The organism is Nocardioides sp. zg-1230 (assembly GCF_013155335.1).
GTDB lineage: Bacteria > Actinomycetota > Actinomycetes > Propionibacteriales > Nocardioidaceae > Nocardioides.
In genome coordinates, this window is record NZ_JABJQZ010000006.1 from 50,721 (window position 1) to 66,371 (window position 15,651).

Genomic DNA, 15,651 nt, shown 5'->3' on the forward strand with positions numbered 1-15,651 from the left:
CGCCGGGTGCCACCATGTGGGAATCCGGTCCGAGTGTCGGACGACGTTCCTAGGCTGGCCTCACCGCCACCCGAGAGGAGCCACCCACCCGTGGAGCCGCAGCACCGACCAGACGCCACCGCCGCCCTCACGGCGATCCTCAGCGAGCGGATCATGGTGCTGGACGGCGCGATGGGTACGGCGATCCAGCGCGACCGTCCCGACGAGGCGGGCTACCGGGGCGAGCGCTTCGCCGACCACCCGAGCGACCTGGTCGGCAACAACGACCTCCTGACGATCACGCAACCGCAGATCATCCGGACGATCCACGAGGAGTACCTCCGCGCCGGCGCCGACGTCATCGAGACCAACACGTTCAACGCCAACGCGATCTCGCTGTCCGACTACGGCCTCGAGGAGCTCGCCTACGAGCTCAACTTCGAGTCGGCCCGGCTCGCCCGCGAGGCCGCCGACGCGGTGGCCACGCCCGACCGGCCCCGCTGGGTCGCCGGCGCCCTCGGCCCGACCACCCGCACGGCCTCCATCTCGCCCGACGTCAACGACCCCGGTGCGCGCAACGTCACGTTCGACCAGCTCGCCGACGCCTACCTCGTCGCCGCACGCGGCCTCGTCGACGGCGGGGCCGACCTGCTGATGATCGAGACGATCTTCGACACCCTCAACGCCAAGGCCGCCATCTTCGCGGTCGAGACCCTCTTCGAGGAGCAGGGCCGGCGCTGGCCGGTCGTCATCTCCGGCACCATCACCGACGCGTCCGGCCGCACGCTCTCGGGCCAGGTCACCGAGGCATTCTGGGACTCCGTACGCCACGCCCGCCCGCTGGCGGTCGGCCTCAACTGTGCCCTCGGCGCGCGCGACATGCGCCCCTACGTCGCCGAGCTGTCGCGCCTGGCCGACTCCTTCGTCAGCGTCTACCCCAACGCCGGGCTGCCCAACGCGTTCGGCGAGTACGACGAGACGCCCGACCAGACCGCCGCCGTCCTCGCGGAGTTCGCCGACGCCGGCTTCCTCAACCTCGTCGGCGGCTGCTGCGGCACGACCCCCGACCACATCGCCGCCATCGCGAGCGCGGTCGACGGCAAGGGCCGGCGCGAGCCGGTCGACCACGTGCCGGTCATGCGGCTCTCCGGGCTCGAGCCGCTGACGATCACCGAGGACAGCCTGTTCGTCAACGTCGGCGAGCGCACCAACATCACCGGCTCCGCGCGCTTCCGCAAGCTCATCAAGGACGGCGACTACGACACGGCCCTGAGCGTCGCCGCGCAGCAGGTCGAGTCCGGCGCCCAGGTCATCGACGTCAACATGGACGAAGGCATGATCGACGGGGTCGCGGCCATGGACCGCTTCCTCAAGCTGATCGCCGCCGAGCCCGACATCAGCCGCGTGCCGGTGATGGTCGACTCGTCCAAGTGGGAGGTCATCGAGGCCGGCCTCAAGTGCGTGCAGGGCAAGCCGATCGTCAACTCGATCTCGATGAAGGAGGGCGAGGAGGCCTTCCGTCAGCACGCCCGGCTCTGCCGCAAGTACGGCGCCGCCGTCGTGGTGATGGCCTTCGACGAGGACGGCCAGGCCGACAACCTCGAGCGGCGCAAGGCCATCTGCGAGCGGGCCTACCGCATCCTCGTCGACGAGGTCGGCTTCCCGCCCGAGGACATCATCTTCGACCCCAACGTCTTCGCCGTGGCGACCGGCATCGAGGAGCACGCCACCTACGGCGAGGACTTCATCGAGGCGACCCGCTGGATCAAGCAGAACCTCCCCGGCGCCAAGGTCAGCGGCGGCATCTCCAACGTCTCGTTCTCCTTCCGGGGCAACAACCCGGTCCGCGAGGCGATCCACGCCGTCTTCCTCTTCCACGCGATCCGCGCGGGCCTCGACATGGGCATCGTCAACGCCGGCGCCCTGGTGGTCTACGACGAGGTGGACGCCGAGCTGCGTGAGCGCATCGAGGACGTCGTCCTCAACCGTCGTGCCGATGCCGCCGAGCGGCTGCTCGAGATCGCCGAGCGCTTCAACGTGGCCGCTGCCGACGCCGAGGTGACCGAGGACGAGTGGCGCGCCCTTCCGTTGCGCGAGCGGATCACCCACGCGCTCGTGAAGGGCATCGACGCCCACGTCGAGGACGACACCGAGGCCCTGCGGGCCGAGATCGCCGCGGCCGGCGGCCGGCCCATCGAGGTCATCGAGGGCCCGTTGATGGACGGGATGAACGTCGTCGGCGACCTGTTCGGCGCGGGCAGGATGTTCCTCCCGCAGGTCGTCAAGAGCGCGCGCGTCATGAAGAAGGCCGTGGCCTACCTGATCCCCTTCATCGAGGAGGAGAAGGTCAAGGACCCGGCACTGGCCGCGCAGAAGGACACCAACGGCACGATCGTGATGGCGACGGTGAAGGGCGACGTCCACGACATCGGCAAGAACATCGTCGGGGTCGTCCTGCAGTGCAACAACTACGAGGTCATCGACCTCGGCGTGATGGTCCCCGCCCAGAAGATCCTCGACGCGGCCGAGGAGCACGACGCCGACATCATCGGCCTGTCCGGGCTCATCACGCCGTCCCTCGACGAGATGGTCAACTTCGCCTCCGAGATGCAGCGCCTCGGCCTCGAGATCCCGCTCCTCATCGGCGGCGCCACCACCTCCCGCGCCCACACCGCCGTCAAGATCGACCAGAAGTACGACGGCCCGGTGGTGTGGGTCAAGGACGCGTCGCGCTCGGTGCCGACCGCCGCGGCGCTCCTCAGCCCCACCGGCCGCGACAAGCTCATGGGTGACGTCCAGGCCGACTTCGAGTCCCTGCGCACGCGCCACTCGGCCAAGAACGACCGGCCGATGGTGACGCTCGAGCAGGCGCGGGCCAACGCGACCCCCCTGGACTGGTCGGACTACCACCCGCCCAAGCCCCACCTGCTGCTGCAGCAGGACCATGACGTCTCGCCGCTGATCGGCACGGTGGCCAGCCAGCACGTCCGGGTGCTGCGCGACCACGACCTCTCCACGCTGCGCCGCTACATCGACTGGCAGCCGTTCTTCAACGCGTGGGAGATGAAGGGCGCCTTCCCCGACATCCTCAACAACCCCGGCTCCGGTCCCGCGGCCCGCAAGCTCTACGACGACGCGCAGGAGATGCTCGACCGGATCGTCGAGGAGAAGTGGATCCGCGCGCACGGCGTGGTCGGCTTCTTCCCGGCCAACTCGGTCGGCGACTCCGTCGAGCTCTACCTCGACGGCGACCGGAGCACCGTCCACGCCAGGCTCCACCACCTGCGGCAGCAGGGCCAGCACCGCGACGGCGTACCCAACCGGTCGCTGGCCGACTACGTCGCGCCGAAGGACACCGGCCTGCGCGACCACGTCGGTGCGTTCGCGGTCACCGCCGGTGACGGGCTCTCCGAGCGGGTCGCTGCGTTCCGTGCCGAGCTCGACGACTACAACGCCATCCTGTTGGAGTCGCTGGGCGACCGCCTGGCGGAGGCGTTCGCCGAGCGGCTGCACGAGCGGGTTCGCAAGGAGCTGTGGGGCTACGCACCCGACGAGCACCTCGACAACGTGGGGCTCATCAAGGAGCAGTACGCCGGGATCCGCCCGGCGCCCGGCTACCCCGCCTGCCCCGAGCACACGGAGAAGCAGACGCTCTGGGAGCTCCTCGACGTCGAGGAGCACACCGGCATCAAGCTCACGGAGTCGATGGCGATGTGGCCGGGAGCGTCGGTCAGCGGCTTCTACTACTCCCACCCGCAGTCGCAGTACTTCGTGGTGGGCCGTCTCGCCCGCGACCAGGTGGCCGACTACGCCGAGCGCAAGGGCTGGACCCTGGCCGAGGCCGAGCGGTGGCTCTCGCCCAACCTCGGCTACGACCCGGAGGACTGACCACCGGCCGCCGTGGCCGCGCCCGTGCATCGAGCGGTGCCTCACGGGGAACCGACGGCAGGTGACGATCCACCATGCGCGGCACGTCGCCCGAGCGTGGACGAGTGGCCCTACGGAGGAACGCCCAGGTGGTAGAGGACGGCAAGGTCTCGGTGGTGCTGGTCGACGACTCGGTCGAGGTGCGCACCGTCGTACGCATGCGGCTTGAGTCGTCGAAGCTGTTCCGCGTGGTGGGTGAGGCCCCCGACGGCGAGGAGGCCATCGGGCTCATCGTCGAGCACGAGCCGGCCCTGGTGCTGCTCGACGTCTCGATGCCCCGCATGGACGGCCTCGAGACCCTGCCGTCGATCCTCGCGGTGCGGCCCGAGACGTCCGTGGTGATGTTCAGCGGCTTCGGTGGCGCGCACCTGGTCGAGGAGGCCCGCGAGCTGGGCGCGACCGACTTCATCGAGAAGTCCATCCCCCTCGAGCAGCTCCCGGACCGGCTCGTCGAGAGCCTGCGCCGGGCCCCGCTGCTCGCCGCCGCCGACCCTGCCGCACCCGACCCCGACCGAGGGGCCCCCGAGGACGACGAGGACGACGCGGTCGACCCGGTCGACCCGGTCGACGTGGCACGGCTGGAGCAGGACGTCCTCGACGAGCACGTGGAGGGCTTCCGCGCGATCTTCGACCGCGCGGCGATCGGCATGGCAACCCTGACCGTCCATGCCACCATCGTGCGGGCCAACGCGGCCCTCGCCACGCTCATGTCGTGCGAGCCCAGCGACCTGGTCGGGGTCGACTACGGACGCCTCACCGTCGGGCACGGTGACGTCCTGGACCACCACGTGGAGGTGCTGCGGACCTCCGAGGAGGACGTCGCCACCTTCGAGCACCCGGTCCCGGGCCCGCCGGGCGCGCGCCACGGCCGTACGGCGCTGGTGACCCTCGTCCCGATCCGCGACTCGAACGGCCAGATGCTGTACGTGTTCGCCCAGGTGCAGGACATCAGCGGGCAGCGGGCGGCCGAGGCGGAGCTGCACCGCACCGAGGAGAAGTTCCGGCTGCTCGTCGCCGCGGTCGAGGAGTACGCGGTGTTCATGCTCGACCGCGACGGGACGGTGATGAGCTGGAACGCCGGTGCGCGCCGGATCAAGGGCTACGAGACGGACGAGATCATCGGGCAGGACTTCCGGGTCTTCTATCCCGAGGAGCAGCAGCGGAGCGGCCATCCCGTGCGCAACCTGGAGGTCGCCCTGCGTGACGGGTCGTTCGCCGAGGAGGGCTGGCGCGTGCGTCGCGACGGCAGCCGGTTCTGGGCCAGCGTGGTCATCAGCCCCGTCCACGACGACCGGGGCCGGCACATCGGCTTCGCCAAGATCACCCGTGACCAGACTGAGCAGCGCCAGAACGCCGAGGACCGCCTCGAGGCGATGGCCCAGCAGGCGCGCCTGCTGGCCGTGACGGCACACGAGCTCAGGAACCCCACAGCCGTGATCGACGGCAGCTCCCACGCGCTCCAGGCGTCGGACGCGCAGCTGTCCCCGTCCGAGCGCGACCGGCTCCTCCGGGGCATCCGCAGCAGCGCGGACCGGCTCCGCCGGCTGGCGGCCGACCTCACTGCGGCCTCCCAGCTGCAGGGCGGTGTCATGGAGTTCCGGCCGGAGTCCGTCTCGCTGTCCGAGCTCGTGGCGAGCGCTGCCGCGCGACGCGCGGCCACCGACCCCGGCGTCGCCGTCGAGGTCGACGTCCCCGACGGCGCCGTCGTCCGCGCCGACGAGGTGCGCCTCGCCCAGGCGCTCGACAACCTGCTCGACAACGCCGTGCGCCACGGGACCGCGCCCTTGACCATGGGGGCGCGGCTGCGTGACGGGCAGGTCGAGCTCCGCGTCACCGACGCAGGTGGGGGCGTGCCCGACGAGCTGGTCCCGCGGCTGTTCGACCGCTTCGCGGCTGCCGGCGCCACGAGCGGGACCGGGCTGGGGCTCTACCTCGTGCGTGAGATCGCCAGGGGCCACGGCGGTGAGGCCGACTACCTCCCGCCCGACGACGTCCGGGGCAGGCCGACGACGTTCGTGATCCGGTTCCCGGCAGCGGGCGCCGGACGCTGACCCCGGTCCGGGACGGTCAGAGGACGACCGCCGCCAGCATCACCAGCGGCAGCGAGACCACCGAGGCGACCGACGTCACCAGGGTCAGCGTCTTGAGCGTGCCCTTGGTCGACAGGCCGAGCAGCGACTTGAACATCCAGAAGAAGTTGCTGTTCACCTGGAGCGCGAACATCGCACCCGAGGCGATCGCCAGGCCGATCACGATGGGGGAGACGGTCAGCGAGTCGAGGATCGGGGCGATGATGCCGGCCGCGGTGATCGCCGCCACCGACACCGAGCCGATGGCGAGGTGCAGGACGGCCGCGATGAACCACGCCAGCAGGATGCTCAGCACGACGGGAGCGCCCGCGTCGGCCTGGAACAGGTCGCCCAGCACGCTGTCGAGCCCGGTCGCCTCGATGACCGCGCCGAGCGAGCCGCCGACGCCGGTGATGAGGAGGATCTCGCCGGTCGTGTGGAAGCCGTCCTCCATTGCCTCGTTGGTGTGGTCGCGCCCGGACGAGGCGCGCGAGAGGCCGTAGGCACCCAGCAGGCCGATGAAGAGCGCGATGTTGGCGTCGCCGAGGAACGCGATGAAGGCGTTGGACCAGCCGCCGAGCTCGGCGAACGCGCCGAAGGCGATCAGCAGGAGCGGCACCAGGATGGGCAGCATCAGCGTCACGAGGGGGAGCTCGCGCACGCCCTCCTGCTCCTTGGCCGCGGACGCCTCCGACTCGCTGCGTGCCAGCGCCGCCTCGGAGGACTCGGCCTCGCCCGTGAGGTAGGCGCGGTCGGCGGCCTCCTGCTCGGCCATCGCTTCGTCGACCTCCTCGTCGGTCTCCGGGTTCCAGAAGCCGCCGGCCGAGAAGAGCAGGCGCATCAGGAGCGTGGAGACGAGAGCGGTCACGAGGCCGATGACGACGCCGTACACGAGCCAGTCTCCGAGGCGGACGTCGAGCAGGCCGGCGATGGAGATCGCGGCGAGGCCGGGGATCACGAAGACGTAGCCGGCGAAGATCCCGCAGCCCAGCGCAGACGCGAGGACGGGGAGGCCGACCTTGCCGATGAAGGGCGACGCGGACCGGGCGACCGGTGCGGCGAGCACGACCTGCACGTCGACGTAGATCGAGGGCATCACCACGGCCAGCATCGAGGTGAGGGCGTACGGCAGCCGCGCGGAGCCCACCCGCTGCACCAGGAGCGCCACCAGGCGCCGGAAGGCGCCCGTGGAGTGCAGCAGCGACCCGATCAGCACCCCGAAGCCGATCAGCAGCCCGACCTCCGCCATGATCCCGCCGAAGCCGGTGGTGATGGCCTCGACGGTCCCGGCGAAGCCGACGCCCCCGGCAAGGCCGAGGTAGAGGGATCCGAGGATCAGCGAGATCACCGGGTCGATGCGGCCCTTGATGATCAGCGCGATCACCAGGACGATCGCGATGGTGGTGTGCAGGGCGACCATGCGCGCTCCCCGAGAGTCGACGTCCCCGAGGGGCGAGTGGCCCTCTGTCTACCGGTGCAGGAGGGGCGTTGGCCAGCCGGCCGTCCGGGGCTGGCTCAGCCGGCCTCGGCGTCGGACCGCGTGAGGCGCGCGACGACGCGCTCGGCCACCCAGGTCAGGGCGACCGAGAACACGGTCACCATGAGCGCGAAGGTGATCGCGGCGATGATGTTGTCGATCTGCAGGCGCGTGGTGAAGGCCGAGGCGAGCCAGACGGCGCAGCCGTTGACCACCAGGGTCGTCGCCGCGACGACCAGCATGCTGTCCGAGGTCGGTAGCCAGCGGAGCAGCAGCTGGGCCACGACGTTGGCGGCGGCGACCAGGGCGGCCACCACCAGCGCGGAGAGCGGGCCGCCGCCGAAGTCGACGTCCGGCGTGACCCAGGCGGCCAGGACCACGGCCACGGCGAGGAGCACCCATCTCAGCAGCACCATCACGATGCCCATGCGTCCTCCCACCCGGCCGGGTCACTGGCCAGCCCACCCTGGTCCGCGTCGCGGCGCACTCTTCCGACCGGCGGGCGCGCGGGCCTCCCCCGAACCGGGGGAGATGGCTCGACGTCCGGACGGGCGTCGGTCACCGGGAGATGCCGGCCAGGCGCTCGCGCAGCTCTGCGAGCCGTGCCGCGTCCCAGCTGGGCGGTCGGACCACGGCGTACCAGGCGCTCAGCGGCTGGGTGCCGTACTTGTGGCCGTGGTCCTCGTCGAAGTCGTTGCTCACGGCCATGTCGACGGCGAGCTGGAGGAAGGTCGTCACCGGTGTCCAGCGGATGGCCGGGTTGACCGACGCGTCGAGCGGCTCCTCGAGCCAGTCGGGCTCGTCGGCGAGGGTGTCCCAGTCCCACCACACGATCGGGTCGTCGCCGTGCTGCAGGAACACCGAGTGGGGGGTCGTGCCCTCGACGTCCGCCACGCGGTTGGCGAAGACGAACGTCCCCCCGTCGTCGACCACGGGTCGCACCTGTGGCGACCCCGGCGCTCGTACGCGCTCGGCCTCGCGTCTCAGCCGCATCGTCTCGGGCGGACCGACCCACACCGCGCCGTCGACGCGCTCGCGGCTGTCGGCCAGCGAGTCGAAGACCTGCGATCCCCCGAACGAGCCCAGGCTCTCCCCGGCGATGTAGAGGTCGGGGCGCTCGCCGCCCGCGCTCGCGAGGCGGTCCTCGACCGCCTCGAAGAGCGCCACGGCCGTGTCCCCGGCAGCGGCCGACTCCGAGATGAACGCCAGCGGGCTGGGCAGGTGGGAGTACTGCACGGTCACGGTGGCGATGTCGCCGTCGTAGAAGTACTCCAGCGGTTGCACGAGCTGTTCGTTGATCCAGCCCGTGCCTGTCGGGATGACCACCAGCAGCGCACTGCGGTCGAACCCGCCGAAGCGGTCCATCTCGCTCATCGCGAGGTCGACCCGCTCCTCGACGGTGGCGGCGGACGCGCGTCCGACGAACACCCGGACGGGCTCGACGACCGGACCGGGGGCGAGGTCCTCGAGGTCCTCCGTGGTCGGCCCGCGAGTCAGGAAGCGACGGCCCTCACGGCCGGCCTCCTCCCAGACCACGACGGAGTCCGGGCCGCCCGAGCGCACCTGCGAGGTCGGGGGAGCGGGCGCACCGTCGAGGTCACGGTCGCCGAGGGCGAACCCGGCGTTGAGCCCGTCGAGCGTGCGCTCGAGGACGAAGGTGTTGAGTGCGGCGAGCACGACCCACCCGACCAGGACCAGCGCGAGCGCACCGGCGATCCAGGCCGGCAGCATGCGCGTCCCCACCCGCGTGGTCGCCAGCCAGACGATCTTCAGCAGGCGAGCCAGCAGGAAGAGCACGAGGGCCACGACCGCCGCCAGGAGCAGCGACCCGCCGAAGACGATCCAGTACGACGACCGCGCGTAGCCGAGCCGCTCCCACGTCCACCGGTGGGCGTCGACGGCCTCGAGCGCGGCCCACGTCGCGAACGCGAAGCAGAGGAGGAGCACCACCAGGCGGACCCGCCGGTCCACCGAAGGGGTGAACGGGCGCCACGGCCAGACGAACCTCACCCGCAGGCGTGTCGCGAGCCGGGTGAGGCCGAGCCCGACGCCGTAGCCCAGCGCGAACGAGATGCCGGTCAGCACGCCTTGGAAGAGCCACGACCGGACGAGGAGGGACGGCGCCATCGACTGCGCGACGAACCAGGTCGCCAGCACCACGCCCAGCAGGCTCGGACGGCGGAGCAGGCGCGACCAGCGGGGCTCTTCCTCACTCACCACTGCTCACCGCACCTCGAAGACCAGGCCGTTGCCGTCCTTGACGACCAGCAGCACCCAGCCGTTGTAGGTCAGGTAGTCCGAGCGTCCGTCGACGACCGACAGGACGATGCGCTCGATCGTCCGGTCGGGTTCGCGGCAGCCCACGCGGGTGACGGTGGGCGGCGCGAACGAGACCGAGACGCGGTCGACCTGCACCCGGGTGCGACCGGTGTTGCAGCCCGTGTCGAGCCGGGCCAGCCCGTCGTCGCCCACGACCAGGCGTGGCGTACGGACGCGTGACGGCAGGCGCGAGGTCGTGCCGTCCGTCAGCGTGCCGACCACCGACCACGTGCGTCCCAGCAAGCTCTCCAGCGCGACCGGCGGCTCCCGCTCGAGCACCAGGCTCACGTCCCCGGACGCCAGGTGCAGGTCGGCGCCGTCCGTCGTGACCGCCACCCCCGTGGTCAGCAGGTCCGCGACCCACGCGTCCTGCTCGGCCTCCTCCTCCGAGCACGCGATCATGGTGGACGCAGGGTCGGACTCCCAGCCCAGGGTCCCGTCGTCGAGGGTGAACGCGCCGAAGGACGTGTTGCACCCGCCCGACACGGCCAGGGTCTCCTCGTCGAAGGACAACCAGACCTCGGTGCCGGGGAGCAGGTCGCGTCCCTCGACGGACGTGGAGACGAAGGAGGCGGCCTCGAGCAGTGCCATGTCGCTGCGCAGGGGCTCGCGTCCGGAACCTCCGGACCCACCGGACTCACCTGCCGCCTCGCCGTCCCCGTCCGAGCCGCACGCTGCCAGGAGCACCACGGCGACGAGGGTCACGACCGCCCGCACGGGAGGACGCGTCCCGCGCAGCTGCCCGCGCCTGCTCGACGGCGTCCCCATGTCGGCCTCCTCGTCAGCCCCAGGAGCGCACCGACCCGTGCGCCTGGGGCAAACCTCACCACCGACGGGTGATGCCGGCCCTCACGCGTTTCGGGTGAAGGTCGGGCCAGGGTCGGGCGTGCTGCCGGTCAGAGCGGCCAGACGATCGGGACCACGACCAGCGCGACGACGAACCACCAGACCATGACGGGCAGGCCGAGCCTCCAGTAGTCGCCGAACCGGTAGCCGCCCGGGCTCATGATCATCATGTTCCCCGGCGTCGAGATCGGGGTGAGGAGCGCGGCGCACCCGGCGATCGCCACCGCCATCAGCAGCGGCTTCGCGGCGGTGCCGGTCGCCTCCGCCGCGGCCAGGACGATCGGTACGACGACGAGGACCGTCGCGGTGTTGCTCACCACCTGGCCGAGGACAGCGGTGAGGACGAAGAGCGCGGCCAGCAGGACGACCGGGCGCCCCGACCCCACTGCGTCGATGAGGAACGACGCCACGCGGTCGGCCGCCCCGCTGGTGCGGATCGCGGTCGAGAGCGGGATGAGGGCGCCGACCAGCACGACCGTCTGCCAGGAGACGGACCGGTAGGCCTGTGCCACCGACACCACCCGCAGCAGGACGAGGGCGACCACCGCGGCCAGGCCGGCGATGGCAGGTGGCACCCGGCCGGTGCCGAGCATCACGACGAGGCCGGCCAGCACCAGGACGGCAAGCGTGGCGCGCGGTCCCCACGCGACGGTCTGGCGGCGGACGAGGTCGGGGGAGTCCACCAGCAGGACGTCGCGGTCGCGATTGAGCTTGTCGAGGGCCGACCACCGGCCGTGCAGCAGGATCGCGTCACCCTCCGCGAGCTCGATCGGCCCGTCGCCCTGGTCGGCGCCGAGTCGCTGGACGGCCAGGATGATGAGCGCGTTCTCGCGCTTCATGCCGCGGTGCACCCGCTCCCCGACCAGGCGCGAACGAGGCGGGACGACCACCTCAGCCGCGCCCGCTTCCCGGTTCATCAACCCGGTACCGTCGCCGAGGCCGACCATGCTGACGGCCAGGCCGTGGTTCAGTGCGAACCGCGTGACGTCGTTCGGCTCCCCGGTCACCACGAGGGTGTCGTCGTCCCCGACCGCGCCGACCACGACCTGGCCCTCGGGCGACTCGGCAGCCACGACGCGGACGCGGTCCTCACCGCCGAGCGTGCGCGGCGGCCCGCGCCCGATCAGGTCCGAGCGCGAACGCACCCGCAGGCGGTAGAAGCCATCGGTCAGCTGGTACTGGGCCTCGAGCGTCTCGGCCAGGGCTCCGAGGTCGGGCGGGGCGTGCTCGGGGGTGCGCTGGGGGAGCAGGCGGGCACCGAGGAGCACGCACAGCGCGACCGTGCCGACCAGCAGCGGCACACCGACGAGCGCGAACGAGAAGAACGGGAACGGTCCCTCGCCGGCATCGTTCGCCGCGTCGGAGATGATGACGTTGACCGGGCTGCTCATCAGCAGCAGCATCCCGCCGGCGCTGCCCGCGAAGGCCACCGGCATCAGCAACCGCGACGGCGGCAGCCCGATGCGGTGACCGACCAGCACGACGAGCGGCAGCAGCGCAGCGACCGCCCCGTTGAGCGTGATGAGCGACGTCAGGACCGCGGACAGCAGGCACACCGCGACGAGCACCCGGGTCGCCCCGGTCCCGGCCCGCTCCAGCAGGACCCGGCCGGCCCACGTCGTGACGCCCGTCGAGTCGATGGCCTCGCTCACCACGAAGAGGGTGGCGATGAAGATGACGACGGGGTCCCCGAACCCGGCCACCGCCTCCTCGGTGGTGACCAGCCCGGTGGCCCACAGCGTGAGCGCCGCCAGGATGGCGACCACGCCGACCGGGAGGCGGTTCCACACGAACAGCGCGACCACGAGCCCCAGCACGACCAGCGCCGTGGTCGCATCGTCCAGCGCCATACCCGCGGGCCTAGTCGAGCTGGACCGGCGAGCCGGGACCCCAGGGGATCTCGAGGAGGTACCAGCCGGTGAACAGCAGCGTCCAGGTGACCAGCACGACGACCGTGTAGGGGATCATCATCGAGATCACGGTGCCCATCCCCGCGGACGCTCGGTAGCGCTGGCAGACCAGGATGATGAAGGGCAGGTAGACCATGAGCGGGGTGATCACGTTGACCGGCCCGTCACCGACGCGGTAGGCGGCGAGGACCGTCTGCGGCGCGATGCCGAGGTTGTAGAACAACGGGATGAAGATGGGCGCGATGATCGCCCACTTGGGGATCACCCCCGGCATGATGATGTCGATGACGAAGACCAGCAGGATGAAGCCGATCAGCAGCGGCAGGGCACCGATGTCGGCACTCCCCAGCAGGTCGGCGAGCTGCGTCGCCACGACGTTGGAGATGTTCGAGTAGTTGAAGAACGCGATGAACTGGGCGATCAGCAGCATCAGGAAGATGAGTCCACCCAGGCCGTTGAAGGTCTTCACGATCGCGTTGATCACGTTGGTGCTGCCGGTGAGGCTGCCCGAGCCCCGGCCGTAGCCCAGACCGGCTGCCAGGAAGAACATCGAGATGATCAGCAGCAGGCTGCTCATGAACGGGGAGTTGCCGAAGATCTCGCCGGTCTCGGGGTTGCGCAGCGGTGCGCCGGGGATGAACGTGAGCGCGGAGATGAGCGCGACCGCGACGAGCGTGTAGATGCCGGCGAGGCGCAGGCCGCGCGACTCGTGGGACAGCTCGTCACCGCTCGGCACGTGGTCGACCGGCGCGTCCGGCGGCCGCTCGGCCGGGTCCCAGACCCCCGCCCTCGGCTCGACGTAGCGTTCGGTGAGGACCGTCATCACGGCCGCGGTGAACAGTGTCGACACGATGGCGAAGTAGAAGTTGTTGGTGACGTTGAGCGGCTCGGCGTCGGGAGCGACGCCGGCAATGATCTCGTTGGTGACCTCGGTGATGATGCCGTCGGCCGGCGTGATGAGGATGTTGACGAAGAACGATGCGCTGACACCCGCGTACGCCGCCGCGATGCCGACGAGCGGGTTGCGCCCCAGGCTGGCGAAGGCGGCGGCCCCGAGGGGGATCAGCACCAGGTAACCGGCGTCCGAGGCGACGCTGGAGATCCCGCCCAGCAGCACGATGATGAAGGTGACGGCCCCGGCGGGGGCGACCTGCACCATCTTGCGGATGAGGGCCGCGATCAGGCCCGCCTCCTCGGCGACACCGACACCGATCATCGCGACCAGGATGACCGCGACGACGCCGAAGTCGTTGAAGTTCTGCACCGCCGTGGTGAACATGTAGCGGATGCCGTCGCCGTCGAGCAGGCTCTCGACCTCGATGGTCTCGGTGCGGACCTCGTAGTCGGGGATCGCCTCCTCCGGCTCGTGGCCCAGCGACGGGTACGAGCTGCCCCCGGCGTCGTACTCCTGGCTGACTCCTGTCTCCTCCGCCTCGGCGACCTCGGTCGTGACGCTCACCCCGACCCAGGCGAGCACGGCCGAGAGGACGATGACGCCGACGATCAGCGCCAGGAAGATGATGGCGGGGTGCGGGACCTTGTTGCCGACGCGTTCGATCCAGCCCAGGAACCCGCCGGTGCCCCTGTCCTCGGCCGCCGCGGTGCTCACCGGGACGACCCCGGCGTCTCGAACCTCGTCGCGAGCTCGACAAGCAGCCTCGCTCCGAAGCCGCTCGCGCCCTTGTTGCGCCAGGTGCGCTCCGTCGGTTGCTGGGCCGTGCTGGCGATGTCCACGTGTGCCCACGGGATGCCGTCGGTGAACTCCTCCAGGAACAGCGCCGCCGTGATCGACCCGGCGTTGGGACCACCCATGTTGGTCATGTCGGCGACCTGGGACTCCAGCTGGGAGCGGTAGTTGCGATGCAGCGGGAGCTCCCACACCGGTTCGTCGGCGACCTCCCCGGCTCGGCGCACCTGGTCGACGACCCCGGCGTCGCTGCCCATGACCCCGGCGATGTCGACGCCGAAGGTGCGCAGGCACGCACCGGTAAGGGTGGCGACGTCCACCACCGCATCGACACCGTCCTCCACCGCCAGGCACAGGCCGTCGGCCATCACCAGCCGTCCCTCGGCGTCGGTGTTGAGCACCTCGACCGTCGTGCCGTTGCGCAAGTGAAGCACGTCGCCGAGCTTCATCGCCGAGCCCGACGGCATGTTGTCGGTGCAGCAGAGGTAGGCCGTGACAGCGGCGGTGCACCCGAGGTCGCGCAGGGCCGTCATCGCTCCGAGGATGGCGGCGGCGCCGGTCATGTCGTTCTTCATCTGGGCGTGCGACTCGTCGCTCGGCTTCAGGCTGATGCCGCCGGAGTCGTACATGATCCCCTTGCCGACCAGGCCGAGGTGGCCGGTGGGGGAGTCGGGGCGGTAGGAGAGCTTGATCAGCCGGGGCTCGTCGACGCTGCCCCGGTTGACGCCGAGGATGCCGCCGCACCCCATGTCCTCGAGCTGCTGGCGGTCGAACAGCTCGACCTCGAGGTCGGCGAGCGGAGCCACCTCGGTGGCGACCTCGCCCATGCGCTCGGCCGAGAGCGTCGCGGCCGGGCAGTTCGACAGGTCACGGCTGATCGCGGCCGCGCGGGCGGTCACCTGGCCCCGCGCCGCTCCGGCGCGCACCTCCTCGAGGACGTCGGACGGGACCACGAGGGTCAGGCGGGTGAGCTGCGGCTCGTCGCCTCCGCGGCCGAGGAAGAAGCGCCACCGGGCCAGGAGCACGCCCTCCACCACGGCCTGGGCGAAGTCACCCGGTGACAGGGCGAGGTCGGGGCCGGGCAGCTCCACCGCGAGGGTCTTCTGGAGCGGCACCGCCCGGGCGTACGTCGCCGCGAGGTCGCGGACCAGTCGCGCATCCACGGCGGAGGCCTCGCCGACCCCCAGCGCCACCAGCGCACGTCCTCCGGGGTCCGGGAGCACGACCACCTCGTGCGGCGCGCCGGTGAAGCCCAGCACGGCCAGCTGGGGCTGGTCCGTGCGCAGGTCGCTGGGCGGGGCCGCGCCGGCGGTGACCGGCACCGCCAGCGCTGCCGCCTCCGTGACCGGGGGCAGCGTGTCGCTGACCACCACCTCCGGAGGCCGGCGCAGCGACGGGACGGGATCGATGTCGCGGGTCGCTCGGGTGCTCACCGTG

At 71.2% G+C, this 15,651-nt stretch carries 9 protein-coding genes; 2 read left to right on the forward strand and 7 right to left on the reverse strand.

Annotated elements, in window-relative coordinates; all coding sequences use genetic code 11:
• Positions 1 to 90 precede the first annotated feature (90 nt).
• Both metH and HOO61_RS18510 read left to right on the forward strand, forming a co-directional pair.
• Complete coding sequence (gene metH, locus HOO61_RS18505; protein WP_367650249.1) at positions 91 to 3,867, forward strand: methionine synthase; 3,777 nt, start codon at positions 91 to 93, stop codon at positions 3,865 to 3,867.
• A gap of 128 nt (positions 3,868 to 3,995) precedes the next feature.
• A complete protein-coding gene (locus HOO61_RS18510) occupies positions 3,996 to 5,957 on the forward strand; it encodes a PAS domain S-box protein (protein ID WP_172261198.1) in 1,962 nt (653 codons plus the stop codon).
• Between the two features lie 16 nt (positions 5,958 to 5,973).
• On the opposite strand, the gene HOO61_RS18515 is transcribed toward HOO61_RS18510, so the two are convergent.
• From HOO61_RS18515 to HOO61_RS18545, 7 genes are all read right to left on the reverse strand, one after another.
• Positions 5,974 to 7,395 (reverse strand): GntP family permease, encoded by a 1,422-nt coding sequence (locus HOO61_RS18515; RefSeq protein WP_172261200.1) that lies wholly within the window; start codon positions 7,393 to 7,395, stop codon positions 5,974 to 5,976.
• A gap of 95 nt (positions 7,396 to 7,490) precedes the next feature.
• A complete protein-coding gene (locus HOO61_RS18520) occupies positions 7,491 to 7,880 on the reverse strand; it encodes a phage holin family protein (protein WP_172261202.1) in 390 nt (129 codons plus the stop codon).
• A gap of 130 nt (positions 7,881 to 8,010) precedes the next feature.
• Positions 8,011 to 9,669: an alpha/beta-hydrolase family protein gene (locus HOO61_RS18525; protein ID WP_172261204.1), complete on the reverse strand. Its 1,659-nt coding sequence runs from the start codon at positions 9,667 to 9,669 to the stop codon at positions 8,011 to 8,013.
• 6 nt (positions 9,670 to 9,675) lie between these two features.
• Positions 9,676 to 10,539: an META domain-containing protein gene (locus tag HOO61_RS18530; protein ID WP_172261206.1), complete on the reverse strand. Its 864-nt coding sequence runs from the start codon at positions 10,537 to 10,539 to the stop codon at positions 9,676 to 9,678.
• Positions 10,540 to 10,667: 128 nt separating this feature from the next.
• Entirely contained in the window at positions 10,668 to 12,467 is a 1,800-nt protein-coding gene (locus tag HOO61_RS18535; protein WP_172261208.1) for an SLC13 family permease, read from the reverse strand.
• Positions 12,468 to 12,477: 10 nt separating this feature from the next.
• Complete coding sequence (locus tag HOO61_RS18540) at positions 12,478 to 14,136, reverse strand: AbgT family transporter (RefSeq protein ID WP_172261210.1); 1,659 nt, start codon at positions 14,134 to 14,136, stop codon at positions 12,478 to 12,480.
• Positions 14,133 to 15,647 carry a leucyl aminopeptidase gene (locus HOO61_RS18545; RefSeq protein ID WP_216659114.1) on the reverse strand — a complete coding sequence of 505 codons (1,515 nt, stop codon included), beginning with the start codon at positions 15,645 to 15,647 and terminating at the stop codon, positions 14,133 to 14,135. The genes HOO61_RS18540 and HOO61_RS18545 overlap by 4 nt, the downstream gene beginning before the upstream one ends.
• Positions 15,648 to 15,651 lie beyond the last annotated feature (4 nt).

Bases quoted from the DNA above. Each gene is read 5' to 3' on its own strand.
- HOO61_RS18515 (WP_172261200.1), bottom strand. From the start codon at position 7,395: ATGGTCGCCCTGCACACCACCATCGCGATCGTCCTGGTGATCGCGCTG.
- HOO61_RS18520 (WP_172261202.1), bottom strand. From the start codon at position 7,880: ATGGGCATCGTGATGGTGCTGCTGAGATGGGTGCTCCTCGCCGTGGCC.
- HOO61_RS18530 (WP_172261206.1), bottom strand. From the start codon at position 10,539: ATGGGGACGCCGTCGAGCAGGCGCGGGCAGCTGCGCGGGACGCGTCCT.
- HOO61_RS18535 (WP_172261208.1), bottom strand. From the start codon at position 12,467: ATGGCGCTGGACGATGCGACCACGGCGCTGGTCGTGCTGGGGCTCGTG.